This is a genomic window from Herbiconiux liukaitaii (assembly GCF_041927495.1).
Taxonomy (GTDB): Bacteria; Actinomycetota; Actinomycetes; order Actinomycetales; family Microbacteriaceae; genus Herbiconiux; species Herbiconiux liukaitaii.
The window spans coordinates 717,419-743,314 of record NZ_JBHFHG010000002.1 but is presented as its reverse complement, the minus strand read 5'-3'; the positions used below and the strand labels follow the sequence as shown (position 1 = coordinate 743,314).

24 protein-coding genes are annotated in these 25,896 nt (G+C 70.3%); 19 read left to right on the top strand and 5 right to left on the bottom strand.

Annotated features, from left to right (window positions below; all coding sequences use genetic code 11):
• Positions 1 to 53 precede the first annotated feature (53 nt).
• The 4 genes from nusA (at position 54) to rbfA (ending at position 5,003) form a co-directional block, all read left to right on the top strand.
• Complete coding sequence (gene nusA, locus ACEXQC_RS04055; protein ID WP_374818669.1) at positions 54 to 1,052, top strand: transcription termination factor NusA; 999 nt, start codon at positions 54 to 56, stop codon at positions 1,050 to 1,052.
• A gap of 67 nt (positions 1,053 to 1,119) precedes the next feature.
• Positions 1,120 to 1,449, top strand: coding sequence for a YlxR family protein (locus tag ACEXQC_RS04050; protein WP_374818666.1), 330 nt, complete (start codon positions 1,120 to 1,122; stop codon positions 1,447 to 1,449).
• A gap of 85 nt (positions 1,450 to 1,534) precedes the next feature.
• Complete coding sequence (gene infB / locus ACEXQC_RS04045; RefSeq protein WP_374818663.1) at positions 1,535 to 4,423, top strand: translation initiation factor IF-2; 2,889 nt, start codon at positions 1,535 to 1,537, stop codon at positions 4,421 to 4,423.
• 124 nt (positions 4,424 to 4,547) lie between these two features.
• Positions 4,548 to 5,003 (top strand): 30S ribosome-binding factor RbfA, encoded by a 456-nt coding sequence (gene rbfA, locus ACEXQC_RS04040; RefSeq protein ID WP_374818660.1) that lies wholly within the window; start codon positions 4,548 to 4,550, stop codon positions 5,001 to 5,003.
• Here the strand turns inward: rbfA and ACEXQC_RS04035 are convergent.
• Positions 5,000 to 5,887 carry an iron-sulfur binding domain-containing protein gene (locus ACEXQC_RS04035; protein WP_374818657.1) on the bottom strand — a complete coding sequence of 296 codons (888 nt, stop codon included), beginning with the start codon at positions 5,885 to 5,887 and terminating at the stop codon, positions 5,000 to 5,002. The genes rbfA and ACEXQC_RS04035 overlap by 4 nt on opposite strands.
• 22 nt (positions 5,888 to 5,909) lie before the next feature.
• On the opposite strand from ACEXQC_RS04035, the gene ACEXQC_RS04030 reads away from it, so the two are divergent.
• Genes ACEXQC_RS04030 through ACEXQC_RS03975 form a run of 12 tightly spaced genes read left to right on the top strand, consistent with a single transcriptional unit; the run spans position 5,910 to position 16,999 of the window.
• Positions 5,910 to 6,524, top strand: coding sequence for a nucleoside/nucleotide kinase family protein (locus tag ACEXQC_RS04030; protein ID WP_374818654.1), 615 nt, complete (start codon positions 5,910 to 5,912; stop codon positions 6,522 to 6,524).
• A gap of 37 nt (positions 6,525 to 6,561) precedes the next feature.
• Complete coding sequence (gene truB / locus ACEXQC_RS04025; protein WP_374818652.1) at positions 6,562 to 7,545, top strand: tRNA pseudouridine(55) synthase TruB; 984 nt, start codon at positions 6,562 to 6,564, stop codon at positions 7,543 to 7,545.
• A complete protein-coding gene (locus ACEXQC_RS04020) occupies positions 7,542 to 7,910 on the top strand; it encodes a hypothetical protein (RefSeq protein ID WP_374818649.1) in 369 nt (122 codons plus the stop codon). Before truB ends, ACEXQC_RS04020 begins: the two co-directional genes overlap by 4 nt.
• Positions 7,911 to 7,960: 50 nt before the next feature.
• A complete protein-coding gene (locus ACEXQC_RS04015; RefSeq protein WP_374818646.1) occupies positions 7,961 to 8,371 on the top strand; it encodes a hypothetical protein in 411 nt (136 codons plus the stop codon).
• Positions 8,368 to 9,303: a bifunctional riboflavin kinase/FAD synthetase gene (locus tag ACEXQC_RS04010; protein WP_374818643.1), complete on the top strand. Its 936-nt coding sequence runs from the start codon at positions 8,368 to 8,370 to the stop codon at positions 9,301 to 9,303. Before ACEXQC_RS04015 ends, ACEXQC_RS04010 begins: the two co-directional genes overlap by 4 nt.
• A gap of 24 nt (positions 9,304 to 9,327) precedes the next feature.
• A complete protein-coding gene (locus ACEXQC_RS04005) occupies positions 9,328 to 10,548 on the top strand; it encodes an MFS transporter (RefSeq protein ID WP_374818640.1) in 1,221 nt (406 codons plus the stop codon).
• Positions 10,549 to 10,551: 3 nt separating this feature from the next.
• On the top strand, positions 10,552 to 11,568 hold the full coding sequence (gene deoC / locus ACEXQC_RS04000) for a deoxyribose-phosphate aldolase (protein WP_374818637.1): 1,017 nt from the start codon (positions 10,552 to 10,554) through the stop codon (positions 11,566 to 11,568).
• Between the two features lie 15 nt (positions 11,569 to 11,583).
• Positions 11,584 to 13,023 carry an aldehyde dehydrogenase family protein gene (locus ACEXQC_RS03995; protein WP_374818634.1) on the top strand — a complete coding sequence of 480 codons (1,440 nt, stop codon included), beginning with the start codon at positions 11,584 to 11,586 and terminating at the stop codon, positions 13,021 to 13,023.
• Positions 13,020 to 13,880, top strand: a complete 861-nt coding sequence (locus ACEXQC_RS03990; protein WP_374818631.1) for an aldehyde dehydrogenase family protein — start codon at positions 13,020 to 13,022, stop codon at positions 13,878 to 13,880. The genes ACEXQC_RS03995 and ACEXQC_RS03990 overlap by 4 nt, the downstream gene beginning before the upstream one ends.
• Before the next feature lie 55 nt (positions 13,881 to 13,935).
• Positions 13,936 to 15,456: an SDR family oxidoreductase gene (locus tag ACEXQC_RS03985; RefSeq protein WP_374818628.1), complete on the top strand. Its 1,521-nt coding sequence runs from the start codon at positions 13,936 to 13,938 to the stop codon at positions 15,454 to 15,456.
• Positions 15,457 to 15,484: 28 nt separating this feature from the next.
• The gene (locus ACEXQC_RS03980) at positions 15,485 to 16,069 is read left to right on the top strand and encodes a GDSL-type esterase/lipase family protein (RefSeq protein ID WP_374818625.1); all 585 of its coding nucleotides are present in this window, start codon (positions 15,485 to 15,487) and stop codon (positions 16,067 to 16,069) included.
• A gap of 39 nt (positions 16,070 to 16,108) precedes the next feature.
• The gene (locus tag ACEXQC_RS03975; protein WP_374818622.1) at positions 16,109 to 16,999 is read left to right on the top strand and encodes a dioxygenase family protein; all 891 of its coding nucleotides are present in this window, start codon (positions 16,109 to 16,111) and stop codon (positions 16,997 to 16,999) included.
• Here the strand turns inward: ACEXQC_RS03975 and ACEXQC_RS03970 are convergent.
• From ACEXQC_RS03970 to ACEXQC_RS03960, 3 genes are read right to left on the bottom strand one after another with little or no spacing between them, the layout of a single operon-like run.
• Positions 16,996 to 18,366 carry a M20/M25/M40 family metallo-hydrolase gene (locus ACEXQC_RS03970; protein WP_374818619.1) on the bottom strand — a complete coding sequence of 457 codons (1,371 nt, stop codon included), beginning with the start codon at positions 18,364 to 18,366 and terminating at the stop codon, positions 16,996 to 16,998. The two genes, ACEXQC_RS03975 and ACEXQC_RS03970, sit on opposite strands and share 4 nt — an antisense overlap.
• Before the next feature lies 1 nt (position 18,367).
• Positions 18,368 to 19,336, bottom strand: coding sequence for a carbohydrate kinase family protein (locus ACEXQC_RS03965; protein WP_374818616.1), 969 nt, complete (start codon positions 19,334 to 19,336; stop codon positions 18,368 to 18,370).
• A gap of 11 nt (positions 19,337 to 19,347) precedes the next feature.
• Positions 19,348 to 19,746, bottom strand: a complete 399-nt coding sequence (locus tag ACEXQC_RS03960; protein WP_374818613.1) for a hypothetical protein — start codon at positions 19,744 to 19,746, stop codon at positions 19,348 to 19,350.
• A 39-nt stretch (positions 19,747 to 19,785) separates the two neighbouring features.
• Between ACEXQC_RS03960 and ACEXQC_RS03955 the strand changes: the two genes are divergently transcribed.
• On the top strand, positions 19,786 to 20,121 hold the full coding sequence (locus ACEXQC_RS03955; RefSeq protein WP_374818610.1) for a DUF6804 family protein: 336 nt from the start codon (positions 19,786 to 19,788) through the stop codon (positions 20,119 to 20,121).
• A 111-nt stretch (positions 20,122 to 20,232) separates the two neighbouring features.
• Positions 20,233 to 22,347 (top strand): DEAD/DEAH box helicase, encoded by a 2,115-nt coding sequence (locus tag ACEXQC_RS03950; RefSeq protein ID WP_374818608.1) that lies wholly within the window; start codon positions 20,233 to 20,235, stop codon positions 22,345 to 22,347.
• A 2-nt stretch (positions 22,348 to 22,349) separates the two neighbouring features.
• On the opposite strand, the gene ACEXQC_RS03945 is transcribed toward ACEXQC_RS03950, so the two are convergent.
• Complete coding sequence (locus ACEXQC_RS03945; RefSeq protein WP_374818606.1) at positions 22,350 to 24,467, bottom strand: S9 family peptidase; 2,118 nt, start codon at positions 24,465 to 24,467, stop codon at positions 22,350 to 22,352.
• Between the two features lie 22 nt (positions 24,468 to 24,489).
• Here ACEXQC_RS03945 and ACEXQC_RS03940 point away from each other — a divergent pair, with 22 nt between their 5' ends.
• Positions 24,490 to 25,893 carry an aldehyde dehydrogenase family protein gene (locus ACEXQC_RS03940; RefSeq protein ID WP_374818603.1) on the top strand — a complete coding sequence of 468 codons (1,404 nt, stop codon included), beginning with the start codon at positions 24,490 to 24,492 and terminating at the stop codon, positions 25,891 to 25,893.
• The last annotated feature ends 3 nt before the right edge of the window (positions 25,894 to 25,896 follow it).

Genomic DNA, 25,896 nt, shown 5'->3' with positions numbered 1-25,896 from the left:
GTTCGACCGCCGGAGTCTCGGCGGTCTTCAGATCTGAACAGAGGAGGCCGGAAGTGGACATCGACCTCAGCGTCTTACGTCTCCTGGAGCGCGAACGAGAGATCCCCTTCGAGGAGCTCGTGGGCATCATCGAGCAGGCGATCCTGACGGCGTACCTCAAGCACACCGATCGCCCCGCGACGAGCGAGGACGGCACCGACTCCGCTCGAGTGCACCTCGACCGCAAGACCGGTCACATCGGCATCTTCGTGCCCGAGGTCGACGAGGACGGCGTGGTGATCGGCGAGGCCGAGGAGAACCCGAGCGACTTCGGTCGCATCGCGGCGTTCGCGGCCAAGCAGGTCATCAACCAGCGGCTGCGCGACATCGGCGACGACAAGGTGCTCGGCGAGTTCAAGGGCCGCGAGGGCGACATCATCGCCGGCGTCATCCAGCAGGGCCCCAACCCGCGCATGATCCACGTCGACCTCGGCACCATCGAGGCCATCATGCCGCCCGAGGAGCAGGTGCCGGGCGAGACCTACGCGCACGGCTCCCGCATCCGGGTGTACGTCACGAGCGTGTCGAAGGGCCCCAAGGGCCCCGCCATCACCGTCTCGCGCACGCACCCCTCGCTCGTGCGCAAGCTGTTCGCACTCGAGGTGCCCGAGATCGCCTCCGGCGTGGTCGAGATCATGTCGCTGGCCCGCGAGGCCGGCCACCGCACCAAGATCGCCGTGCGCGCCACGGAGCCCGGCATCAACGCCAAGGGCGCCTGCATCGGCGAGCTCGGCCAGCGCGTGCGCGCGGTCACGGCCGAGCTCGGCAACGAGAAGATCGACATCGTCGACTACTCCGAGGATCTGCCGACGTTCGTGGCCAACGCGCTCTCGCCCGCCAAGGTGTCGAGCGCCTTCGTGATCGACTCGGCCACCAAGGCCGTTCGAGCGCTCGTGCCTGACTACCAGCTCTCGCTCGCCATCGGCAAGGAGGGCCAGAACGCCCGCCTGGCGGCCAAGCTCACCGGAGCGAAGATCGACATCCAGCCCGATTCGATCCTCGATGGAGACTGAGCGACGATAGTCGGTCAGGCTCCCGAGTCGTCGACGCGATCAGCGTCGACGACTCGGATCGACTCGAATGCGTTTCGACCCACGCCAGTGGCGGTCGAACGGCCGCTCGGGATTATGGAGTACCATGGAACCTGTTAGAACGTGCGTCGGATGTCGTGCGCGCGCCACCCGATCCGCCTTGCTGCGGGTCGTGGCCAGGGTCAGTGCTCCTCAAGGGCACATACTGGTCGTCGACGAGACGGCCACACTTCCCGGGCGAGGCGCTTGGCTGCATCCCTCACCTGATTGCTTCCACACCGCTGTCACGCGGCGAGCTTTCGGGCGTGCGCTCCGGGTCGAGGGAATCCTCGACACGACGACATTAGAGAACAGGCTGAACGGCACCGTGAACCCATGAGTGACAACTGATGAGCGGCTCGAAATGAGACCCGTCCGTTTTTAGCGGCCTGCCCTGTCTGGGGTAGGCCTCAGACAGGAGAATTGTGGCTGCAAAACCACGTGTACATGAAGTCGCCGCCGAGCTCGGTGTCGACAGCAAGGTCGCCCTTGCGACACTCAAAGAGATGGGTCAGTTCGTCAAGGGCCCGTCGTCGTCGATCGAGCCCCCTGTGGCCCGTCGACTCAAAGAAGCCCTGATGAAGGCCGGCGCGGGCTCGACCGGCGCCGCTGAGGCAGCGGCACCCGCCGCTCCCGTGGCCAAGACCAATGGCCCCCGCCCCGGTGGCGCACGCCCCGGAGCCCGTCCCGGCCCCGCGGCCCCCGCCGCTGCCGAGGCTCCTGCCGCAGCGCCCGCTCCCACCGAGGCCCCGGCCCCGGCTGCGAAGCCCACTGCCGAGAAGCCCGCTGCTTCCGCTGCTCCCGCACCCGCCGCCCCTGCGGCACCGGCTGCCGAGGCACCCGCCGCGTCGGCACCCGCCGCGCCGGCCGGTCCGTCCGCTCCTGCACCCGGTGCGCCCGCCGCTGCCGCTCCCGCCGCTCCTGCGGCCGGTGGCGACTCCGCCGCTCCCCGCCCCGGCGCCCCGCGCCCCGGCAACAACCCGTTCGCGAGCCAGCAGGGCATGCAGCGTCCCGGCGGTCCCCGCCCGGGTGCTCCGCGCCCCGGCAACAACCCGTTCGCGAGCCAGCAGGGCATGCAGGGCGCAGGCGCCGGAGCAGCGCCGGGAGCCGGCAACGGCATCCCGCGTCCCGGTGCTCCTCGCCCCGGCGCCCCGCGTCCCGGTGCTCCCCGCCCCGGTTCACCGCGTCCGGGTGCTCCTCGCCCCGCAGGCGCAGGCGGCTTCCAGCGCCCCGGTACCGGTGCGGGCTTCCGCCCCGGTGCGGCTCAGGGTGGCGGCGCTCGTCCGGCTCCCGGCAGCCCCGGCTTCCGCGCCGGTGGCGCTCCCGGCGGCTTCGCGCCGCGCCCGGGTGCCGGCGGTCGTGGCCGTGGACCCGGTGGTGGAACCGCCGGTGCGTTCGGTCGCGGTGGCGGCAAGAGCAAGGCTCGCAAGTCGAAGCGCACGAAGAGGGCCGAGTTCGAGCTGCGCGAGGCTCCGTCGCTGGGTGGCGTGAGCGTTCCCCGCGGCGACGGCAACACCATCGTGCGTCTGCGTCGAGGTGCCTCCATCACCGACTTCGCCGACAAGATCGACGCGAGCCCCGGAAACCTCGTGACCGTGCTGTTCCACCTCGGTGAGATGGCGACGGCCACGGAGTCGCTCGACGAGGCCACCTTCCAGGTGCTCGGCGAAGAGCTCGGCTACAAGATCATGGTCGTCTCCCCCGAGGAGGAGGACCGCGAGCTGCTCGAGGGCTTCGACATCGACCTCGACCAGGAGCTCGAGGACGAGGGCGACGAGGATCTCGAGATCCGTCCCCCCGTCGTCACGGTCATGGGTCACGTCGACCACGGAAAGACGCGTCTTCTCGACGCGATCCGGAACGCCAACGTGGTCGCCGGCGAGGCGGGTGGCATCACCCAGCACATCGGTGCCTACCAGGTCATCACCGAGCACGAGGGCCGCGTACGCCCGATCACCTTCATCGACACCCCGGGTCACGAGGCGTTCACCGCCATGCGTGCTCGTGGTGCGCAGGTGACCGACATCGCCATCCTCGTGGTGGCGGCCGACGACGGCATCATGCCGCAGACGATCGAGGCGCTCAACCACGCCCAGGCGGCCAACGTGCCGATCGTGGTCGCGGTCAACAAGATCGACAAGCCCGACGCCAACCCGGCCAAGGTGCGCCAGCAGCTCACCGAGTACAACCTCGTGGCCGAGGAGTACGGCGGAGACGTCATGTTCGTCGACGTGTCGGCGCGCAACGACATCGGCATCCAGGACCTGCTCGACGCAGTGCTCCTCACCGCGGACGCCGGTCTCGACCTGCGGGCCAACCCCAACAAGGATGCTCGCGGTGTGGCCATCGAGGCCAAGCTCGACAAGGGCCGCGGCGCTGTCGCGACCGTGCTCATCCAGTCGGGAACGCTCCGGGTGGGCGACGCGATCGTGGCCGGAACCGCCTACGGGCGAGTTCGTGCCATGGTCGACGAGAACGGCGAGACCGTCACGGAGGCGACCCCGTCCCGTCCGGTCCAGGTGCAGGGACTCTCTTCCGTGCCCCGCGCCGGCGACACCTTCCTCGTCACCGAGGAGGACCGCACCGCTCGTCAGATCGCCGAGAAGCGTGAGGCCGCCGAGCGCAACGCCTCGCTGGCCAAGGCCCGCAAGCGCATCTCGCTCGAGGACTTCACCCGTGCACTCGAAGAGGGCAAGGTCGAAGCGCTCAACCTCATCATCAAGGGTGACGTCTCCGGTGCCGTCGAGGCACTCGAGGAGTCGCTGCTCAAGATCGAGGTCGACGACAGCGTGCAGCTGCGCATCATCCACCGCGGTGTGGGTGCCGTCACGGAGTCGGACGTCAACCTGGCGACCGTCGACAACGCGATCATCATCGGGTTCAACGTGCGGCCCGACACCAAGGCGCGCGAGCGTGCTGCCCGAGAAGGTGTGGACATCCGCTTCTACTCGGTCATCTACAACGCTCTCGACGACATCGAGAACTCGCTCAAGGGCATGCTCAAGCCCGAGTTCGAAGAGGTGCAGTCGGGTGTGGCCGAGATCCGCGAGGTGTTCCGCTCCTCGAAGTTCGGCAACATCGCCGGTGTCATCGTGCGCTCGGGAACCATCACGAGGAACGCGAAGGCCCGGGTCATCCGCGAGGGTGTCGTGGTGGGGGACAACCTCGCCATCGAGTCGCTGCGTCGCTTCAAGGACGACGTCACCGAGGTGCGCACGGACTTCGAGGCCGGTATCGGTCTCGGCAAGTTCAACGACATCCAGATCGGCGACGAGATCGAGACGATCGAGATGAAGGAGAAGCCGCGCGTCTAGCATCTGCTAGAACTGGCGTGAGCTGATGGAGGAGTGGTGAGGCCTGGTCTCACCACTCCTCCTCCTCTCGTAGTGACGAAAGTCGTAGTGACGAAAGTCGTAGAGACGAAAGAGAAGGAAGATCATGGTTGATCCGGCTCGTGCCGCCAAGATGGCGGACCGCATCAAGGTCATCGTCGCGAAGCGACTCGAGAAGGGCATCCGCGATCCTCGACTCGGATTCGTGACCATCACCGATGTGCGTGTCACGGGAGACCTGCAGCACGCCTCGGTGTTCTACACCGTGTACGGCGACGATCAGGAGCGCGCCGACAGCGCCGCGGCCCTCAAGTCGGCCACGGGAATGCTGCGCACCGAGGTGGGCAAGAACATCACCGCCCGGCTCACGCCGTCGCTCGAGTTCATCGCGGATGCGCTGCCCGAGAACGCCAAGGTGCTCGACAGCCTGCTGGCCGAGGCGCGCGCCCGCGACGCCGAGGTGGAGGGTCTCGCCAAGACGGCCACCTACGCCGGCGACGAGGACCCGTACGTGAAGCCCCGCACCATCGAGCCCGACGAGGCCCAAAAGCCCGTCGACTAGGGCAGAGCGAACAGGTCGTCCTCCACGGTGACCACGAGGCCGTCGTGGAGGAGGCCTGCGAGTGCGCGGCCGTAGCGCGCGCCGTCCGGCACCGCTTCGGCGAGGCGGGCGGCGGGCACCGGATGCGGCGTCGACCTCAGCACCTTCAGCACCGCACCGCGCGCCTGGCGGTCCGAGCCCTCGTAGGCCTTCTGCACCGCGCGGCGGGCCACCTCGGTGGCGGGGTAGCCCTCCGCCCGCCAGGCGCACTGCGCGGCGAGCGGGCAGAGGTCGCACTTGGGGGAGCGCGCGGTGCAGACGATCGCGCCGAGCTCCATCATGCCCGCGTTGAAGCGCGCCGCAGCGACGTCGTCCTCCGGCAGCAGTGCCGTCATGGCGGGCAGATCTCGCTTGGCGTTCGGGGCGGGCGCATCCGGAAGCCCGTCGACGGCGCGCGCGATGACGCGGCGGATGTTGGTGTCGACCACAGGGTGCCGGTCGCCATAGGCGAACACCGCGATGGCGCGCGCGGTGTAGTCGCCGATGCCGGGGAGGGCGAGCAGGGTCGGCACGTCGCGGGGCACCACGCCACCGTGCTGCTCGGTGATGGCCACGGCGCAGGCGTGCAGTCGCAGCGCCCGACGCGGGTAGCCGAGCGACTGCCAGGCGCGCACCGCCTCGCCCGGCGCCTCCGCGGCGAGAGCGGAGGGCTCCGGCCACCGCTCGAGCCACTCGGCGAGCCTCGGCACGACGCGCACCACGGGGGTCTGCTGCAGCATGAACTCGCTCACGAGGGTGCCCCACGCGGGGAAGCCCGGGCGGCGCCACGGCAGATCACGGGCGTTGGCGGCGAACCAGTCCACGACCGCCGTGTCGAGAGCACGGTCGGACGGGTGACCTGGCATGGCACAAGCCTAGACTCGGAGCATGGTCACCCCCGCCACACCCGCGAGCGACTTCACCGACGCTCTGACCGCAGAGATCCGCCACAACTACCGCCTCGGGCGGGTGATCGTGGCCGTCGACGGGATCGACGGCACGCGGTCGTTCGCCGACGAGCTCGGCGAGTCGTTCGTGCGGTCGGGCGTCGACACCGTGCGCGCCTCGCTCGACGACTTCCAGCGCCCGCGGGCTGCCCGGGAGGTGCGCGGAGCAGACTCGGGCGCCGGCCGCTACTTCGACCGCTTCGACACCGACACGCTCAAGCGCGTGCTGATCGAGCCGTTCCGCCTCGGCGGCAGCGCGGGGTTCCAGACCGCGGCCTTCGACGCCGAGCGCGACGCGCCGCTCGAGTCGCGCTGGCTCACCGCACCCGCCGACGCCGTGCTCGTGCTCGACGGCGCGTTCCTGCAGCGCCCTGGGCTCCGCGGCCTCTTCAACTTCACGGTCTACGTCGAGAGCCGCTGGTTCGCGCAGGGCGAGGAGGTGCGCGAGGCCGATCGGCTCTACGAGGCCGAGGCCGGGCCGCGCTTCGGCGCCCAGGCGATCATCGATCTCGCGGATCCCGAGCGTCCTCGACGGGTGTTCGCGGATTCCTGCTGAGAGTGAAGACGGCCGCACGGCTGTTAGCGTGGCAGGCGTGAAATCCCCGTCCTCCACCGCCAGCGGAATCGTGCTCGTCGACAAGCCGCAGGGGCTCACGAGCCACGACGTCGTGGCTCGCACCCGCCGCCTGGCCGGCACGCGCAAGGTCGGGCACGCGGGAACCCTCGATCCGATGGCCACGGGGCTGCTCGTGCTCGGCGTCAACAGCTCCACCCGGCTGCTCACCTACGTGGTGGGGCTCGACAAGGAGTACCTCGCCACCGTGCGACTCGGTGCGGGCACCACCACCGACGACGCCGAGGGCGAGCTGCTGCCGGCCGAGGGCGGGAGCGACACGGGCGCCATCGGCCTCGAATCCCTGACCCCCGAGGCGATCGCGGCCGCCTTCGCCACCCAGCAGGGCACGATCGTGCAGGTGCCGAGCTCCGTGAGCGCCATCAAGGTGAACGGCCAGCGCGCCTACGCGCGCGTGCGGGCCGGTGAGGACGTGGTGCTCGAGGGCCGCACGGTCACGATCTCCGAGGTCGAGCTGCTGGGTGAGGCCACACGCACCTCCGTCGACGGCCGCGACTACGTGGACGTCGACGTGCGGGTGGTCTGCTCCTCCGGCACCTACATCCGGGCCATCGCCCGCGACGTGGGAGCTCTGCTCGGTGTGGGCGGCCACCTCACGGCGTTGAAACGCACACGCATCGGCCCCTTCGCGGTGTCGGATGCCCCCACCCTGGCGGAGCTGCAGACCCGCGCCGAAGCGGGCGAGCCGCTCGAGATGCTCGACCCCGCCGCCGTGGCGAGACAGCTGTTCACCGTGCTCGACGTCGACGAGGCCGAGGCCGCCGCGCTCGGGCACGGTCAGCGGATCGAGCTGCCGGCCGCGACCCTCGAGAACGACCCCACCGGTCTGCTCGCCGCCATCACCCCGGCCGGTCGCCTGCTCGGCCTCGTGGAGGCGCGCGGCACGAGCGGCAAGAGCGTGGTCAACTTCCCGCCCGACGAGTACCAGGAGGCGACGCCGTGATCGAGTGGTTCACGATCGTGCAGGTCGTCATCGCCACCGCGGGCGGCTCGCTCGCGGTCATCCTGGGGCTCGCTGGCCGCAAGCCGAACGACCTCGTGATGGGCATCGCCGCCCTCGTGGAGCTGCTGCTCATCGTGCAGCTCGTGGTGGCCATCGCCTCTCCCGCCTTCGGCAACACCGCCTCGGGCGACGTGCTCGAGTTCTACATCTACCTCATCTCGGCGGTGCTGCTGCCGGTGGCAGGCGGCTTCTGGGCGCTCATCGAGCGCAGCAGGTGGAGCACCGTCATCCTCGGCGCGCTCTGCCTCGCCGTGGCCGTGATGGTCTACCGCATGAACGTGATCTGGTTCGTGCAGGGGGCCTGATCCCGAGCCGGGAGCCCGACCCCGCGCCGGTGCCATAAACTCGAAGAGAAATGGCCCACGACACCCTCGCTCCCGCCCAGAAGACCCGTGCCAGCGGCATCGGCCGGGTGCTCATCATCGTCTACGGCATCCTGGCCCTCGCCGCCACGGGCCGCTCGGTCTACGAGTTCATCGCCAAGTTCGACGAGGCGCCCTTCGCCTACTCGCTCTCGGCGGTGGCGGCGGTCGTCTACATCGTGGCGACGGTGGCCCTCATCGCCCCCGGCCAGGTCTGGTACCGCGTGGCCTGGATCACCATCACCTTCGAGCTCGTGGGTGTGCTCACCGTCGGCACCCTGAGCCTCTTCCTGCCCGAGCTCTTCGCGGAGGCCTCGGTGTGGTCGTGGTACGGCATGGGCTACCTGTTCGTGCCGCTCCTGCTGCCCGTGCTCGGCATGCTGTGGTTGAGGCGGTCACGATGAAGACCTACTTCGGTGTCACCGACGTCGAGGGCGACCTCGGCCCCTCGGCCGTGACGATCGGCAAGTTCGACGGCGTGCATGCCGGCCACCGCGCGGTGATCGGCGAGCTGCTGCGGGTGGCGGGCGAACGCGACCTGCGATCGGTCGTGATCACCTTCGACCGGCATCCGCTGGCCCAGCTCGACCCCGCGGCGAGGCCGAATCCGCTCGTCTCCAATGCTCAGCGACTCGAGCTGCTGGCTGCCACGGGCGTCGACGTCACGCTCTTCCTGCCCTTCGACGAGGCGCTCGCCTCCAAGACCCCGCGCGAGTTCGCCACCGAGGTGCTCCGCGACGTGTGCGGAGCCCGCGTGGTGATGGTGGGGGAGGACTTCCGCTTCGGCGCCAAGGGCGAGGGCGACATCCACATGCTGCGCGAGCTCGGCGGCGAGCTCGGCTTCGACGTCGACCTCATCCCCGACGTGCGGCCGGGCGAGGTGCGCAAGGTCTCGTCGTCGTGGATCCGCGAGCTGCTCGCCGACGGCGACGTGGAGCGAGCGGGCGAGATGCTCGGTCGCACGCCATCGGTACGCGGCGAAGTGGTGCACGGTGCCGCCCGCGGCCGCGAGCTCGGCTACCCCACGGCCAACCTCTCACCGGAGTCCGAGGGGCTCATCCCCGCCGACGGCGTCTACGCCGGCTGGCTCACCGACGGCGACACCCGCTACCCCGCCGCCATCTCGGTGGGCAGCAACCCCACCTTCGCGGGCGTGCCGCCGAAGCAGGTGGAGGCCTACGTGCTCGACGAGGAGCTCGATCTCTACGACCACATCGTCGACATCGCGTTCGTGGCCCGCATCAGGGGCCAGGTGGCGTTCGCGGGCATCGAGCCGCTCATCGCGCAGATGGACGACGACGTCGCGAAGGCGCGTGTCATCCTCGCGCAGCACTGAGCGCCCGGTGATCTCGAGGCCGCGGTGAGCGGCTCGGACGAGGGAAGCCCTCCGGCACGCCCGCTCTGGCGGGGGCGCGCCCTCGCGCTGATCGCCATCGTGATGGTGGGGCTCAACCTGCGCACCGCCGTGGCCGCGCTCTCGCCGATCTTCGACGAGATCAGCACCGACATCTCTCTCGACTCGGTGGGCATCGGGCTGCTCGGCATGCTGCCGCTCGTGTGCTTCGCCGCCGTGGGGCCCTTCGCGCCCGCCCTGCATCGGAGGTTCGGGCTCGAGCGAGTGCTCGCGGGGGCCCTCGCCGTGATGGTCGCGGGCCACCTGCTGCGCTCGGTCGGCGACTCCTTCGCCGTGCTGGCCGTGGCCAGCGCCGTGACCTTCGCGGGTATGGGCACGGCGAACGTGCTGCTGCCCCCGCTCGTCAAGACGTACTTCCCCGACCGCATCGGGCTCGTGACCTCGGTGTACGCCACGACCATGGCCATCGGCGCCACCCTGCCGCCGCTCGTGGCCGTGCAGGTCACGGACACCGCGGGCTGGCGCATCGCGGTGGGCATGTGGGCGGCGCTCGCGCTCCTCGCCCTCATCCCGATGCTCACCCTGGCGGCGCGCCCGAGGGCTGCCGCCCCCGAGGTCGAGCCGAGGACGGGTCGGCGCGGGCGGGTGTGGCGGAGCCCGTTGGCGTGGTCGCTCATGATCGTGTTCGGGCTCACGGGGTTCAACTCCTACGCGATGTTCTCGTGGCTGCCGTCGATCCTCGTGGACGTGGCCGGCGTGACCGACGTGCAGGCCGGAGCCCTGCTCTCGCTCTACTCGGTCATGGGGCTGCCGGCCTCGCTGCTCGTGCCCGTGCTGACCGTGCGGCTCAAGAGCGTGGGCGGGCTCATCGCGGCCGGAGTGCTGTGCTACCTGGGCGGAAGTCTCGGGCTGCTGCTCGCCCCCGGCACGCTCGTCTGGCTGTGGGTGGCCCTCGCGGGCGGCGGCGCGCTGTTCTTCCCGCTCGTGCTCGTGCTCATCAACCTGCGCACCCGCAGCCACGAGGGAGCCGTGGCGCTGAGCTCGTTCGTGCAGAGCTTCGGCTACGCCCTCGGCGCCACAGGGCCCCTGCTCGTGGGTGTGCTGCACGAGCTCACGGGGGAGTGGACGGCCTCTCTGCTGCTGCTCTTCGGCAGCGCCGTGGCTGTGGGGTTCGCGGGCATCGTGGTGGCCAGGCCACGGATGCTCGAGGACCAGTGGCAGAATTGATGGATGACCATTGACAGAGCGGTCAGTCCTGCCCAGCGTGCGCTGGCGGTCCTGGGCGAAGACCTCACCGAATCCACTCTCAAGCGCTACCTCGACGGCATCCCCGGTGTCGACGCCGTGGGCCTCGAGCAGCGCGCCGCCGGCCTCGGCACCCGATCCATCAAGACGACCTCGAAGGTGTGGGCGCTCGACAAGATCATCGAGCTGATCGACCTCACCACGCTCGAGGGCGCCGACACGCCCGGCAAGGTGCGGTCGCTCGTGGCGAAGGCACTGGTTCCGGATGCCTCGGACACCTCGACCCCGCGCGTGGCCGCCGTGTGCGTCTACGGCGACATGGTGCCGTACGCCGTCGAGGCCCTCGGATCGTCCCACGCCGCCGGGCGCGACTCCGGCGAGGGCCTCATCTCCGTGGCCGCCGTGGCCACGGCGTTCCCCTCGGGCCGGGCCTCGCTCGCGGTCAAGCTCGCCGACACCGCGGATGCGGTGGCCGCCGGTGCCGACGAGATCGACATGGTGATCGACCGCGGAGCCTTCCTCTCGGGCCGCTACGGTCAGGTCTTCGACGAGATCGTGGCCGTCAAGGAGGCCTGCCGGCGTGCGGATGGATCGTTCGCGCACCTCAAGGTCATCCTCGAGACGGGTGAGCTGAACACCTACGACAACGTGCGCCGCGCCTCGTGGCTCGCGATCCTCGCGGGTGGCGACTTCATCAAGACCTCCACGGGCAAGGTCGCCCCCGCGGCCACCCTCCCGGTGACGCTGCTCATGCTCGAGGTCGTGCGCGACTGGAACCGCCTCACCGGCGAGAAGATCGGCGTCAAGCCCGCGGGCGGCATCCGCTCGTCGAAAGACGCTATCAAGTACCTCGTGACGGTCGCCGAGACCGTGGGCGAGGAGTGGCTGCAGCCGCACCTGTTCCGCTTCGGAGCGTCGAGCCTGCTCAACGACGTGCTGCTGCAGCGCCAGAAGCTCTCGACCGGACACTACTCCGGCGCCGACTACGTGACGATCGACTAGGACACAGGACACCTCATGTCATTCCTCGAATACGCCCCAGCCCCCGAGTCGACGGCCATCCTCGACCTCAAGCCCGAGTACGGCCTCTTCATCGGCGGCGAGTTCACGCCGGGCAACGGCGAGACCTTCGCCACCATCTCGCCCGCCACCGAGAAGCACATCGCCCAGATCGCGCACGCCGACGCCTCCGACGTCGACCGCGCGGTCGCCGCAGCGCGCCGCGCCTACGAGAAGACCTGGTCGCGCCTGTCGGGCCGGGATCGCGGCAAGTACCTCTTCCGCATCGCCCGCCTCGTGCAGGAGCGTGCCCGCGAGCTCGCCGTGGCCGAGTCGCTCGACAACGGCAAGCCCATCAAGGAGAGCCGCGACTTCGACATCCCCACCGCGGCCGCCTGGTTCTTCTACTACGCCGGTTGGGCCGACAAGCTCGACCACGCGGGGCTCGGCGCCAACCCGCGCGCGCTCGGAGTGGCCGCTCAGGTCATCCCGTGGAACTTCCCGCTCATGATGCTCGCGTGGAAGATCGCCCCCGCGCTGGCCGCCGGTAACACCGTGGTGCTCAAGCCCGCCGAGACGACGCCGCTCACGGCGCTGCTCTTCGCCGAGATCCTGCAGCAGGCGGATCTGCCGGCCGGTGTGGTCAACATCGTCACCGGTGCGGGTGAGACGGGCCGGGCGCTCGTGAACCACCCGGACGTCAACAAGGTCGCCTTCACCGGGTCGACCGGCGTGGGCCGCGAGATCGCGCGCTCGACCGCGGGCAGCGGCAAGAAGCTCACCCTCGAGCTCGGCGGCAAAGCCGCGAACATCGTGTTCGACGACGCTCCCATCGACCAGGCGGTCGAGGGCATCGTGAACGGCATCTTCTTCAACCAGGGGCACGTGTGCTGCGCAGGTTCCCGCCTGCTCGTGCAGGAGAACGTGCACGACGACGTGGTGGAGCGGCTCAAGCAGAGGCTGTCGACGCTCCGGGTGGGCGATCCGCTCGACAAGAACACCGACGTGGGCGCCATCAACTCGGCCGCCCAGCTCGCCCGCATCCGCGAGCTCTCGCAGGTGGGGGAGGACGAGGGCGCCGAGCGCTGGAGCCCCGAGTGCGAGCTGCCCGAGAACGGCTTCTGGTTCGCGCCGACGATCTTCACGAACGTCTCGACCTCGCACCGCATCGCACGCGAGGAGATCTTCGGACCGGTGCTCTCGGTGCTGTCGTTCCGCACGCCCGCCGAGGCCATCGCCAAGGCGAACAACACCCCCTACGGCCTCTCGGCCGGCATCTGGAGCGACAAGGGCTCCCGCATCCTCGCCGTGGCCGACAAGCTGCGCGCCGGAGTGGTGTGGGCCAACACGTTCAACAAGTTCGACCCCGCCTCGCCGTTCGGCGGGTACAAGGAGTCGGGCTACGGCCGCGAGGGCGGCCGGCACGGACTCGCCGCTTACCTGAAGGGATCGAAATGACGCACATCGAGGTCGCGAAGACCTACAAGCTCTACGTCAACGGTGCGTTCCCGCGCAGCGAGTCCGGGCGGGTCTACGAGGTGACGAGCCCCAAGGGCGTGTTCCTCGCGAACGCCGCCAAGGCCTCGCGCAAGGATGCTCGCGACGCCGTCGTGGCTGCCCGGGCCGCCGTGAGCGGCTGGGCGGGCGCCACCGCCTACAACCGCGGTCAGGTGCTCTACCGCGTGGCAGAGGTGCTCGAGGGCCGACGGGCGCAGTTCGAGGACGAGATCGTGCGCCAGCAGGGTGTGTCGTCGTCGGCGGCGCGCGCCCAGGTGGAGGAGGCGATCGACCGCTGGGTCTGGTACGCCGGGTGGACCGACAAGTACCAGCAGGTCACCGGCAACGCCAACCCCGTGGCGGGGCCGTACTTCAACCTCTCGGTGCCGGAGCCCACGGGCGTCGTGGCGATCGTGGCGCCGCAGGACTCCTCGCTGCTCGGTCTCGTGAGCGTGGTGGCGCCGGCCCTCGTGGCCGGCAACACCGTGGTGGTCGTGGCGAGCGAGGCCTATCCGCTCTCGGCCATCACCCTCGGCGAGGTGCTCGCCACGAGCGACCTGCCGAAGGGTGTCGTGAACGTGCTCACCGGGTCGCCGGCCGAGATCGCGCCGTGGCTCGCGAGCCACGCCGACGTGAACGCGCTCGACCTCACGGGCGCCTCGGCGCTCGAGTGGATCGACCTCGAGATCGCGGCCGCCGAGACGCTCAAGCGCGTCGTCCACCCTGAGGACGGCCCGGATGCGGCGGCCCCCTCCCTCGACCGCATCACAGCGTTCACAGAACTCAAAACGGTCTGGCACACGAAGTCGCTGATCTGAGGCGTCGGCTGGGAGTTGAGGGCGGGAATCCTGTCTCGCTTGTAGCGTGAGTCGTATGAGTGATGGTGCGCGACTGGCGTTGGTGACGGGGGCTACGGGGTACATCGGAGGGCGGCTCGTTCCGCGCCTGCTGGAGGCCGGGTTCCGCGTGCGTGTGCTCGTGCGGAGCCCCCTCAAGCTCGACGAGGTGCCGTGGGCCGGCGACGTCGAGGTGGTCGAGGGCGACCTCGGCGACCCGGCCTCGCTCGCCGAGGCGTGCGCGGGAGTGGACGTGTTCTACTACCTCGTGCACTCGATGGGCGGTGCCAAGCACGACTTCGAGACGGTCGAACGCGAATCGGCCGAGAACGTCGCCCAGGCCGTGGCTGCGGCCGGGGTCGAGCGCATCGTCTACCTCGGCGGTCTGCACCCCGAGTCGTCCGGCTCCGACGAGCCCGTCGACGACCTCTCGCCCCACCTGCGCTCGCGCGTGGAGGTGGGCCGCATCCTCCTCGCCTCCGGGGTGCCCACCGCGGCCCTGCAGGCGGGCGTCGTGATCGGCTCCGGCTCCACCTCGTTCGAGATGATCCGGCACCTCACCGACGTGCTGCCCTACATGCCCGCCCCCAAGTGGGTGCGCAACCACATCCAGCCGATCGCCGTGCGCGACGTGCTCTACTACCTCGTCAAGTCGGCCGACCTCCCCGAGGATCTCAACCGCACCTTCGACATCGGCGGTCCCGACGTGCTGCGCTACGGCCAGATGATGAACGGCTACGCGCTCGAAGCCGGCCTCAAGCAGCGCGCCATCGCAGCCCTCCCCGTGCTCACCCCGTGGCTGGCCTCGCAGTGGGTCAACCTCGTGACCCCCATCCCGCGCGCCCTCGCCATGCCCATCATCGCGTCGCTGCAGTTCGACTGCGTCACGCACGAGCACGACATCCGCAGCTACATCCCCGACCCCGAGGGCGGGCTCACGCCCTACCGCCGCGCCGTGCGGCTCGCGCTGCAGAAGATGCAGGCCGGCGAGGTCGAGACGAGCTGGCAGGACTCGCTCGTCGACGGCGCGGTGAGCGATCCGCTGCCGAGCGACCCCGAGTGGGCGGGCCACACCGTGTTCCTCGACGTCAAGAGCCGGAGGACCAAGGCGGATCAGGCCCACCTGTGGACCGTGATCGAGGGCATCGGCGGCGAGAACGGCTGGTACTCCTTCCCGCTCGCCTGGGCCGTGCGCGGCTGGATGGACAAGATCGTGGGCGGTGTCGGCCTCCGCCGGGGACGCCGCAACGCCAACCGCCTCAACACGGGCGATGCGCTCGACTTCTGGCGGGTGGAGCAGATCGACCGCGGCGAGTTCCTGCGGCTGCGCGCCGAGATGAAGGTGCCTGGGCGCGCGTGGCTCGAGATGCGCGCACGGCCCGCCGACGACGGCTCGCCCGGCTCGATCTACGATCAGCGCGCCATCTTCTTCCCCCGCGGGCTAGGCGGTCGGCTCTACTGGTTCGCGATTCTTCCCTTCCATGGCGTGATCTTCAACGGCATGGCCAACCGCATCACCGAGACCGCCCTTGCGGCGGGCCGCGAGCAGGCCGCGTAGACTGGCCCGCACGCAGCTGGAGGTTCTGATGACCGTAGTTTCCAAGACCGTCTTCGTCGGCGACAGCCTCACCGAGGGTGGCCGCTGGCAGGAATGGTTCCCCGAGTTCGAAGCCATCAACCTGGGCAGGGGTGCCGACACCACCGAGGCGCTCCTCGAGCGCCTCGACGAGGTGGCCGAGGTGGAGCCCGACACCGTGGTGCTGCTCATCGGCACCAACGACGTGGCCAACCGCCGTGCCGTGGAGCAGGTGGTGCGCAACATCGAGACGATCCTCGTGAATCTGAGGGCCGCTCTGCCCGATGCGCGCATCCTGTTGCAGTCGGTGATGCCGCGCGGCCGGGAGTACGCCGAGTTCGTGAAGGAGATCAACCGCCACACGTGGCAGTTCGCCGCCACGGTGCGGGCGCACTACCTCGACCTGTGGCCCGCCATGGCGAAGGCCGACGGCGAGCTCAACCCGGAGTACACCGAGGATCGCCTGCACCTCAACGAGGCAGGGTACGAGGCCTGGCTCTCCGAGCTGCGGCCCGCGATCGAGCGAGTGCAGGGCCTGCCGCCCGCGAGCCGGCCCATCCGCCTGCCCGATCTCAGCGAACTGGGCAACTCGTAGCACCACCTTGGTGAGGCATCCGGACGAAGGGGTCCAACCATGGCGGGAGACCGCGATGAGGCACGGGAGAACGCGCTCCGCGAACGCCTGCTGATCGAGCAGGTGGTGCGGAGCTTCGCGGGCGCCGGCGACGAGCGGTTCCGCGTGGTGATGGAGAGCCTCGTGCGGCACCTGCTCGGCTTCGTGCGCGACGTGCGGCTGAGCCAGGCGGAGTGGGACACGGCCATCGACTTCCTCACCCGCGCCGGCCACATCACCGACGACACGCGGCAGGAGTTCATCCTGCTCTCCGACGTGCTGGGTGCCTCGATGATGACCGTGGGCGTCAACGCCCCCGCGCGCACCGACGCCACCGAGTCCACGGTGTTCGGGCCGTTCTTCGTGCAGGATGCGCCGCTCATCGAGAACGGCGACGACATCGGCACCGGCATGCCCGGCCGGCCGTGCTACGTGCGCGGCAGCGTGCGCTCCACCGACGGCTCGGCGCTGGCGGGCGCGCGCGTGGAGGTGTGGGCCGCCGACGACGACGGCTTCTACGACGTGCAGTACGAACGGGGCGAGCTGGCCGGCAGGGCCCACCTCTTCACGGACGCTTCAGGGCATTACGACTTCTGGACCGTGCAGCCCGCCGCGTACCCCATTCCGCACGACGGACCCGTCGGCGAGCTCCTGAGGGCCGCCGGTCGCGGCAACATGCGGCCGGCGCACGTGCACTTCATGGTGTCGGCACCGGGACACGAGACCCTCATCACGCACGTGTTCGTGGCCGGCGACGAGTGGCTCCTCGACGACGCGGTGTTCGGGGTGAAGCAGTCGCTCATCGTGCCGTTCGAGGAGCGTGCGCCGGGTGCGGCGCCGCGCAAGCCCGACGGCGTGGCCGTGGTGTGGAGCGAGGCGGTCTTCGACATCGTGCTCGCCTCGGCCGACTAGAGCCGCCCCAGCAGCCCCTCGAAGAAGCGGATGCCCGTGAACCAGGTGGCCACGTGCATCCTCTCGTTCTTCGCGTGCAGCGTGGCGCGCTCCTCCGCCGACATCTCGAACGGGCTGAACCGGTACACCGTGCAGCTGTGCGGGGCGAAGCGGCGCGCATCCGTCGCACCCGTCTGCACGTAGGGCGTGACGATCGCGGTGGGGTAGGCCGCCGTGATGGCGTCGGAGAGCAGCTGCCAGACCGGGCCCTCGCTCCGCGAGACCGGCGACGGCTCGTTGGCGTCCTCCACCTCGACCCGCACGAGCGGATCGCCGATGGCCCGCTCGATGTGCCGCCTCGTCGCATCCACCGAGGAACCGATGGCGATGCGCACGTTCACCACGGCCTCCGCACGTTCCGCGAGGGCGTTCGCCGCGAGCGATCCCGAGAGCTGGGTGACCGCCATGGTGGTGCGCACGATCGCGGCCGTCTCGTCGCTCAAGCGCTCGAAGGCCGCCGTGAGCAGGGGGCGGAAGAGGTGGGCTCTCGTGAACACGTAGCGCAGCGGACCGCGACCGTGCGGGCCGAGGGTGCGGATCATCTGCACCGTGACGTCGTTCATCCTGGCCCGCGCCGGGCGCGCCGAGAGCCGGGTGATGGCGCGAGCGAGCCGCGCCGTGGCGGTGACGGGCGGGGGAGTCGAGGCGTGGCCGCCGTGCTGCTCCACCGTGAGCCGGAAGTTGGTGGTGCCCTTCTCGCTCACGCCCACCACCGCGATCGGGTCGTCGACCGTGGGGAAGAGCTTCTCGACCACGGCGCCGCCCTCGTCGAGCACGAGGCCGATCCGCACCCCGCGCTGCACGAGCAGCGCCGCGGCGGCTTCGGCACCCGTGCCGTGGGTCTCCTCGTCGTGCCCGAAGAGCAGGTAGACGTCGTGCTCGGGCACCCAGCCCTCGGCGAGCCGGCGCTCCACCGCCTCGAGCACGGCCACCACGGAGCCCTTGTCGTCGAGTGTGCCGCGGCCCCAGAGCTCGCGCTCGTCTCCGTGGCCGGTCAGCACGCCGTCGAAGGGCGGATGCGTCCAGCCCTCGGCGTCGGCCGCCACCACGTCGTAGTGCGCCATGAGCACGGTCGCCGGTCCTGGGCGGCGACCGGGGAGGCGGTGGAGCAGCGTGCCGCCGGCGACGAGCTCGCGCTCGGAGGCGCCGTGCACAGCGGGGTACAGCTCCTCGACCATCGCCCGGAAGCGCTCGAAGGCCTCCTCATCGACGGTCTCGACGTCGAGCCGCGACATGGTGGGCACAGCGAGCAGGGTGCGGAAGCGGGCGAGAGCGGCCTCGTCTGAGCTGTCGGTCTTGTCGGCGCTGGCGGCCTCCTGCGGCACCACGCTACGACGCCGCCGCGACGGCCGAGGGGCGGGAGAGCTCCGGTTCGGGTCTGGCCCCCACCTTGCCCACGGCAGAGGCGGCGCTGCGCACCCCCGCCTCGGCGGCGGCGAGGAGGTCGCCCGCCGCCACCCCGCCCGTCGCGCGGAGCCCGGACACGAATCCCGCGCTGAAGGCGTCGCCCGCTCCCGTGGTGTCGACCGGAGTCAGCAGCATCGCGGGGACCCGCACGCGTTCACCCGCGCGCCGCGCGGCGAGCACGCCGTCGTGCCCGAGGGTGAGGGCCACGAGGTCGTGCTCGGTGAGCAGCGCGTCCACGATCTCGTCGGGTTCGTGGAGCCCCGTGAGCGCGCGCCCCTCGTCGAGGTTCGGGATGAGGATGTCGGCACCGGCCATGGCCGCACGAAGGCGGCCCGCACCGTGATCTTCGATGAAGCCCGCCGATCCGGGGTTCACCGACACGGTCGCGCCCGCCGCCCTGGCCTCGCGGATGAGCTCGGCGTAGCGCTCGGTGGCGCTCCCCTCGGTGTCGCTGAACACGGAGTATCCGGTGAAGTGGAGGTGGGCGCCGGGGCCGAGGAGCGCACGGTCGACGTCGTCACCGCTCGTGAGGGCGTTGGCCCCGCGCTCGGTGAGCATGGTGCGCGTGCGGTCGGCCTGCAGGATCACGACGATCGTGCCGGTGGGCCGATCCTCGTCGCCGATCAGGTGGGCGGTGACGCCGTTGCGGGCGAGGAGCGCCGTGTGGTGCTCCACATCCGCAGCCCCCACCCGGCCGAAGAAGTCGGTGGGCTCGCCCAGGTGGGCGAACCAGGCGGCCGCATTGGCGGCCGAGCCGCCCGGGCGGCGCTCGATGGTGGCGGCGGTATCGGTGTCGGGCCGGATCTCGTGCGCGGGCGTGACGATGACGTCGTCGATCACGTCACCGAACACGACCACTCCGAACCGCTCTCGGGCGAGGGGCGGGGTCATGGCTGCGGCGCTCAGTGCAGCCGTGCCTTCAGAGCCGCCACGGGGTCGGAGGCCTGCAGCACAGCGGGGCCGAATCGGAGCATCGTGATGGTGTGGGCGACCTGGTTGGCGCCCGCCGAGAGACGGGTCGCGACCGTGGCGCGCTCCCAGATGAGGATGCACTCCTGCGCGAGCTGCACGGTGAGACCGAGGGGCTGCGTGTTGCCCGACCGCACGTCGGGCAGCGAGTAGCCGCCGAGACCGGCGAGGGAGGCGTACACGTCGGCCACGTCCTTCTGAGGCAGCGGCACCGCTCCCTGACCCGCGAACACGGTGGTGAAGAGGCGCGCGGCGAGCTCCTCGGGGTCGGCGGTCCAGAGGCCCTCGGGGCCGGCGAACGGAGGATTCGAGGACGCCAAGGGATTGGTCATGCACTCAACATATCGCCCGCCGCGTAGGATTGGCGAGACATGAGCTCGCGACAGACCGCCCCGGATTTCACCCGCCCCGCCCTGGCCCCCGGCATCCTCGGCGCCATCGCGCTCGTGGCCTTCCTGGCGGTCGTCGACAGCGACTGGTTCACCATCGCGCGCTTCGTGGTGGCCATCCTCGCGCTCATCATGTGCGTGTTCGCCGGGCAGGCCAGGCAGTGGTGGTGGATCCCACCGCTCGTGGCGATCGCCGTGCTCTGGAACCCCGTGCTGCCGATCGACCTGCCGCTCGTGGGCTGGCAGATCGCCCACGTGGTCGGCGCGATCGTGTTCGTGGCCAGTGGTCTGCTCATCAAGGTGCATCGCGTAGACTGAGGCAACGACGGGCCAGCCCGCATCTCTCGCACCGACCGAGGCTCTCAGCCTTGTTGCTCCGGTGCAAAGGTCGCTCCGGGCTCCGTCTCCGCCTCACTCCCCGGGAGAACGATGTCAAGGTCCGGCAATCGCCGTACACGCAGTGCAGACAACACTGGTCTCATTCCGATCCTCGCGCGCAAGGTGCGCGAGGTCGAAGCCGCCGCCCAGCGCGGCAAGGTCGCACCCTCGAACCGCACCAAGTTCCTCGTGGTGGCGCTGCTCATGCGCGAGGAGCGCGCCGGCATCAAGGGCGACACCTCGCTGAGCGATTCCGAGCGCGCCGAGCAGCTCAAGCGACTCGACGGCATCGCGTCGATCCTCGCCCGCACCGCCGCGCGCGACACCTCGCTCATCGCCCTGCTCGAGAACGACGTGGCCGTCTCGCCCGCCGCCAGGAGCATGCGCCGGGAGTACCTCGAAGACGCCGGTTACGACGTGCCGGAGGAGGAGCCCGAGGTCATCACGCCCAAGGCCACCGTGGTGCCGCCCGAGCTCGCCGAACGCCAGGTCGTGCCGACCTCGGTGCTCTCGCGCCAGCTCGCCAACCCGTTCATGGCGCCCGACCTCACGCCCGCCCGCCCGCAGGGCGTGGGCAGGCTCAGCAACTGGGAGCTGCTCGGCCCGCTCTACCGTGCCTTCGAGTACGGAGCCGGCGGCAACGCGGCGAGCATGGAGCTGCCCGAGGCACCGACCATCGACAGGCTGTCGCCCAAGGGCCGCGAGCTCATGGTGCACCAGTCCCGCTTCCTGCAGAGCGTTCAGGCGGGGCATCGCACCTTCCTGCTCGCCGATGAGCCCGGTCTCGGCAAGACGGCGCAGTCGCTGCTCGCCGCCTCCGTGGCCGATGCGTATCCGCTGCTCGCCGTGGTGCCCAACGTCGTCAAGATGAACTGGGCCCGCGAGGTCGAGATCTGGACCCCGCACCGCCGCGCCACCGTGGTGAACGGCGACGGCGAGAACCTCGACGCGTTCGCCGACATCGTGGTGGTCAACTACGAGGTGCTCGACCGGCACCTCTCCTGGCTCGGCACCATGGGCTTCCGCGGCATGGTGGTCGACGAGGCGCACTTCATCAAGAACATGTCGTCGCTGCGCTCGCGCAACGTGCTCGCGCTGGCCGACCGCATCCGCCACACCGCTCCCGGCGGCAATCCGCTCATGATGGCGCTCACGGGCACGCCGCTCATCAACGACGTCGACGACTTCCGGGCCATCTGGCAGTTCCTCGGGTGGATCGACGGCGCCAAGCCCACACCCGTGCTCATGGAGCGGCTCGAGGAGGTGGGCCTCACGCCCGCCGACACGGGCTTCTTCGCCGAGGCGCGTGAGGCCGTGATCGACATGGGCATCGTGCGTCGGCGCAAGATCGACGTGGCCGCCGACCTTCCCGCCAAGCGTGTTGTCGACCTGCCGGTGGAGCTCGACGACGACCTCGGCCGCTCCATCCGCGAGGCCGAGCGCGAGCTCGGAGCCCGACTCGTCACGCGCTACCGGCGTCTGGTCGCCGCGCGCGCCAACGCGAGGGGCGACGAGATCGACGAGCTGCCCGACGACGACCTCATGCGCCTCGTGGCCCGCCAGGAGCTCGAGGACACGAAGGCCACGGAGGACGGCCTCAACGTCTTCACCATGGTGCGCCGCATCGGCACCGCGAAGGCCGGCCTCGCCGCCGACTACGCCGCCCAGCTGGCGCGCTCGGTGGGCAAGGTGGTGTTCTTCGCCAAGCACATCGACGTGATGGATGCGGCGGAGGAGCTGTTCGCTAAGCGCGACCTCAAGACCGTCTCCATCCGCGGAGACCAGTCGGCCACGCTGCGGCAGCGCGAGATCGACGCGTTCAACACGGATCCGGATGTCTCGGTGGCGGTGTGCTCGCTCACCGCGGCCGGCGTGGGGCTCAACCTGCAGGTGGCCTCGAACGTAGTGCTCGCCGAGCTGTCGTGGACGGCGGCGGAGCAGACCCAGGCCATCGACCGCGTGCACCGCATCGGTCAGGAGGAGCCGGTGACGGCGTGGCGGATCATCGCGGCGCAGACCATCGACACCCGCATCGCCGAGCTCATCGACTCGAAGCAGGGCCTCGCGGCCCGCGCCCTCGACGGCTCCGACGCCGAGATCGGCTCCACCGACAGCGTCCAACTAGACGCACTGGTGTCCCTCCTCCGGTCCGCCCTGGAGGGTTAGGCCTAAGCCCGACCGAGGACGTCGAGGAGCCACGCGTACTCCTCGGCTACCTCGTGCCAGCGGGCGTAGCGGCCTGAGACGCCGCCGTGGCCCGCCGTCATCTCGGTCTTGAGGAGCACGGGGGCGCCGACCTCGCGGAGGCGCGCCGTCCACTTGGCCGGCTCCACGTAGAGCACGCGGGTGTCGTTGAGGCTCGTGACCGCGAGGATGCGCGGATAGGTCCTCTCGGTGACGTTCTCGTAGGGCGAGTACGACTTCATGTAGGCGTAGACCTCTGCATCGTGCAGCGGATCGCCCCACTCGTCCCACTCGATCACCGTGAGCGGCAGCGACGGGTCGAGGATCGACGTGAGCGCATCCACGAACGGCACCTGGGCGAGGATGCCCGCGAACAGCTGCGGTGCGATGTTGGCGACCGCGCCCATGAGGAGCCCACCGGCGCTCCCACCCTGCGCCACCAGTCGATCCGGAGCCGTCAGCCCGGCGCCGATGAGGTGCTCGGCACACGCCACGAAGTCGGTGAACGTGTTGCGCTTGGTGAGCGTCTTGCCGTTCTCGTACCAGTGCCGACCGAGCTCGCCCCCGCCGCGCACGTGGGCGATGGCGAACACCACGCCGCGGTCGAGCAGCGAGAGCCTCGGCACCGAGAAGCTCGGGTCGATCGAGGCCTCGTAGGAGCCGTAGCCGTAGAGCACGAGCGGCTGCGGCTCGCCGGAGTCGAGCAGGCCCGTGCGGGCCACGATCGAGATCGGCACGCGCGTGCCGTCGGCGGCGGTGGCCCACTCGCGGCGCTGCTCGTACTCGGCGGGGTCGTAACCGCCCTGCACGGGCTGCTGCTTGAGCAGCGTGGAGACCCCCGTGGCCACGTCGTAGTCGAAGAGCGACGAGGGGGTCACGAACGAGGTGTAGCCGTAGCGGATGGTCGGCTGCTGCCACTCGGGGTTGCCCGAGGTGCCCACCGAGAAGAGCGGCTCGTCGAACTCGAGCTCGCGGAAGCCCGCGCCGTCGATGTGCTGCGCGTCGGCCGCGAGCGGCAGCACGGCCACTCGGGTGAGCCCGTCGCGGCGGTAGTCCACGGTGAGGTGGTGGGCGAAGGCGTCGACGTCCTCGAGCCGCACCTCGGGGTCATGGGCGAGCACGGTGCGCCAGCCGGCGGCATCCGATGGGCGTTCGGGGTCGACCTCGAGCAGCTCGAAGTTGAGCGCCTCGCGATTGTGCAGCACGAGCAGCCGGTCGCGGCCGCCCACCACGGCGTGCTCGACCGAGTACTCCACACCCTCCTCGCGCGGCCAGACGACCGTGAACTCGGCGTGCGGATCCGTGGTGTCGAGCAGGCGCACCTCGCTCGTGATCTTCGAGCCGACCGCGATCTCGAGGTACTTCTTGCTGCGGGTGAGACCCACCCCCACCCAGTACCGCTCGTCGGGCTCGGTGAAGACCTTCTCGTCGGCCGAGGCGTCGGAGCCGAGCTCGTGCCGCCAGATGGTGTCCGGCCGCCACGAGTGGTCGACCGTGGGGTAGTAGACGCTGGCGCCGTCGCCCGCGAAGACCGCGCCCGGGAAGGTGTCCGCCACCTCGTCGGGCAGGTCCTCACCCGTGGTGAGGTCGCGGATGCGCAGCGTGTAGCGCTCGTCTCCCACGGTGTCGACGGCGTACGCGAGCAGCCGCCCGTCGGGGCTCACGTCGAACGAGCCGAGGGAGTAGAACTCGTGGCCCTCCGACTGGGCGTTGTCGTCGAGCACGACCTCCTCGCCGGGGAGGGTCTCGCCCGGCGCCACGCGCGGGGGAGTCCAGTCGCCCTCGCCCGCGATGGGGGCGCGGCAGTGCACACCGTACTGGCTGCCCTCCGACGTGCGGGTGAAGTACCAGTGCGCGCCGTCGCGGACGGGCACCGACAGGTCGGTCTCCTGGGTGCGCGCCTTGATCTCGTCGAAGACCGACTGGCGGAGGCCGGCGAGGTGCGCCGTGGCCTGCTCCGTGTAGGCGTTCTCGGCCTCGAGGTAGGCGATGACCTCGGGGTTCTCCTTGTCGCGCAGCCACTCGAACGCGTCGATCACGGTGTCGCCGTGGTGGCTGCGTTCGAAGGGGATCCGGCGGGCTTTGGGAGCAGATTCGCGCATCCGTTCAGTTTACGATGGGGTCATGACTCTGGAGTCGATGGTCGTTCCTGGAACACCGGTGGTGCCCGTGCTGCGCGAGGGCTTCGAGCGGGGGGTCACGAGACCGCTCGCCTGGCGGCTGGCCCAGCTGAGAGCGCTCGAGCGCCTGCTCGAGGAGAACACGTCGGCCCTCGAGGACGCCCTCTTCCACGACCTCGGCAAGAACCCCACCGAGGCCAGGCTCACCGAGATCAACATCGTGCTCGGCGAGATCGCCCACACCGTGCGCCACCTGCGCACCTGGCTGCGCCCGAAGCGTGTGCCCGTGCCGCTCGCCATAGCCCCGGCATCCGCCTCGACCCTGCTCGAGCCTCTCGGTGTCGTGCTCGTGATCGCACCGTGGAACTACCCGCTGCAGCTGCTGCTCGGCCCCGTGGTGGGGGCCCTCGCCGCAGGCAACGCGGTGCTCATGAAGCCGAGCGAGCTCGCTCCCGCCACCTCGTCGCTCATCGCCGAGCTCGTGCCGCTCTACCTCGATTCCCGCGGCGTGGCCGTGGTCGAGGGCGGCGTGGAGGCCACCACCGAGCTGCTCGCCGAGCGCTTCGACCACATCTTCTACACGGGCAACGGCACCGTGGGCCGCATCGTCATGACCGCGGCGGCCAAGCACCTCACGCCCGTGACCCTCGAGCTCGGTGGCAAGTCGCCCGTCTACGTGGACGACACGGTCGACCTCGCCGCCACGGCCAGGCGCATCGCGTGGGGCAAGTTCATGAACGCCGGGCAGACCTGCGTGGCACCCGACTACCTGCTTGCCACGCGCGAGGTGGCCGAGCAGCTCACGCCCCACGTTGTCGAGGCGATCGGAGAGCTCTACGACGGCGATCCGCGCACCTCGTCGAGCTACGGCCGCATCGTGAACGACAAGCAGTTCGATCGCCTCACGGGTCTCCTGCAGGGCGAGACCGTGGTCACCGGTGGCCGGAGCGACAAGCGCACGCGCTACCTCGCGCCCACCGTGCTGAGCGGCGTCTCCCGCGACGCCCCCGTGATGCAGCAGGAGATCTTCGGCCCCGTGCTGCCGATCGTGGAGGTCGAGGGGCTCGACGACGCGATCCGGTTCATCCGCGCGGGTGAGAAGCCGCTCGGCCTCTACGCGTTCACGAACTCGAAGCAGGCCGTCAAGCGCATCCTCACCGAGACGTCCTCGGGCGCGGTGGGCATCGGAGTGCCCGTCGCGCATCTGACCGTGCCCGGCCTGCCGTTCGGTGGCGTGGGGGAGAGCGGCATGGGCAGCTACCACGGCCGCCGCAGCGTGGAGACCTTCAGCCATGAGAAGGCGGTGCTGCACAAGCGCCTCGCGCCCGACACCCTCAAGCTCGTCTACCCGCCGTTCACCGAGAAGAAGGACGGCTTCATCCGGGGTCTCCTACGCCGCCTGAGCTGAGGA

Bases quoted from the DNA above. Each gene is read 5' to 3' on its own strand.
- ACEXQC_RS03960 (WP_374818613.1), bottom strand. From the start codon at position 19,746: ATGACCAATCCCTTGGCGTCCTCGAATCCTCCGTTCGCCGGCCCCGAG.
- ACEXQC_RS03940 (WP_374818603.1), top strand. From the start codon at position 24,490: ATGACTCTGGAGTCGATGGTCGTTCCTGGAACACCGGTGGTGCCCGTG.
- ACEXQC_RS03990 (WP_374818631.1), top strand. From the start codon at position 13,020: ATGACGCACATCGAGGTCGCGAAGACCTACAAGCTCTACGTCAACGGT.
- ACEXQC_RS04035 (WP_374818657.1), bottom strand. From the start codon at position 5,887: ATGCCAGGTCACCCGTCCGACCGTGCTCTCGACACGGCGGTCGTGGAC.
- deoC (WP_374818637.1), top strand. From the start codon at position 10,552: ATGACCATTGACAGAGCGGTCAGTCCTGCCCAGCGTGCGCTGGCGGTC.
- ACEXQC_RS04010 (WP_374818643.1), top strand. From the start codon at position 8,368: ATGAAGACCTACTTCGGTGTCACCGACGTCGAGGGCGACCTCGGCCCC.
- ACEXQC_RS03950 (WP_374818608.1), top strand. From the start codon at position 20,233: ATGTCAAGGTCCGGCAATCGCCGTACACGCAGTGCAGACAACACTGGT.
- ACEXQC_RS03945 (WP_374818606.1), bottom strand. From the start codon at position 24,467: ATGCGCGAATCTGCTCCCAAAGCCCGCCGGATCCCCTTCGAACGCAGC.
- ACEXQC_RS04015 (WP_374818646.1), top strand. From the start codon at position 7,961: ATGGCCCACGACACCCTCGCTCCCGCCCAGAAGACCCGTGCCAGCGGC.
- ACEXQC_RS03965 (WP_374818616.1), bottom strand. From the start codon at position 19,336: ATGACCCCGCCCCTCGCCCGAGAGCGGTTCGGAGTGGTCGTGTTCGGT.
- ACEXQC_RS03975 (WP_374818622.1), top strand. From the start codon at position 16,109: ATGGCGGGAGACCGCGATGAGGCACGGGAGAACGCGCTCCGCGAACGC.
- ACEXQC_RS03985 (WP_374818628.1), top strand. From the start codon at position 13,936: ATGAGTGATGGTGCGCGACTGGCGTTGGTGACGGGGGCTACGGGGTAC.
- rbfA (WP_374818660.1), top strand. From the start codon at position 4,548: ATGGTTGATCCGGCTCGTGCCGCCAAGATGGCGGACCGCATCAAGGTC.
- ACEXQC_RS04050 (WP_374818666.1), top strand. From the start codon at position 1,120: ATGCGTTTCGACCCACGCCAGTGGCGGTCGAACGGCCGCTCGGGATTA.
- ACEXQC_RS03980 (WP_374818625.1), top strand. From the start codon at position 15,485: ATGACCGTAGTTTCCAAGACCGTCTTCGTCGGCGACAGCCTCACCGAG.
- ACEXQC_RS03995 (WP_374818634.1), top strand. From the start codon at position 11,584: ATGTCATTCCTCGAATACGCCCCAGCCCCCGAGTCGACGGCCATCCTC.
- ACEXQC_RS03955 (WP_374818610.1), top strand. From the start codon at position 19,786: ATGAGCTCGCGACAGACCGCCCCGGATTTCACCCGCCCCGCCCTGGCC.
- ACEXQC_RS04030 (WP_374818654.1), top strand. From the start codon at position 5,910: ATGGTCACCCCCGCCACACCCGCGAGCGACTTCACCGACGCTCTGACC.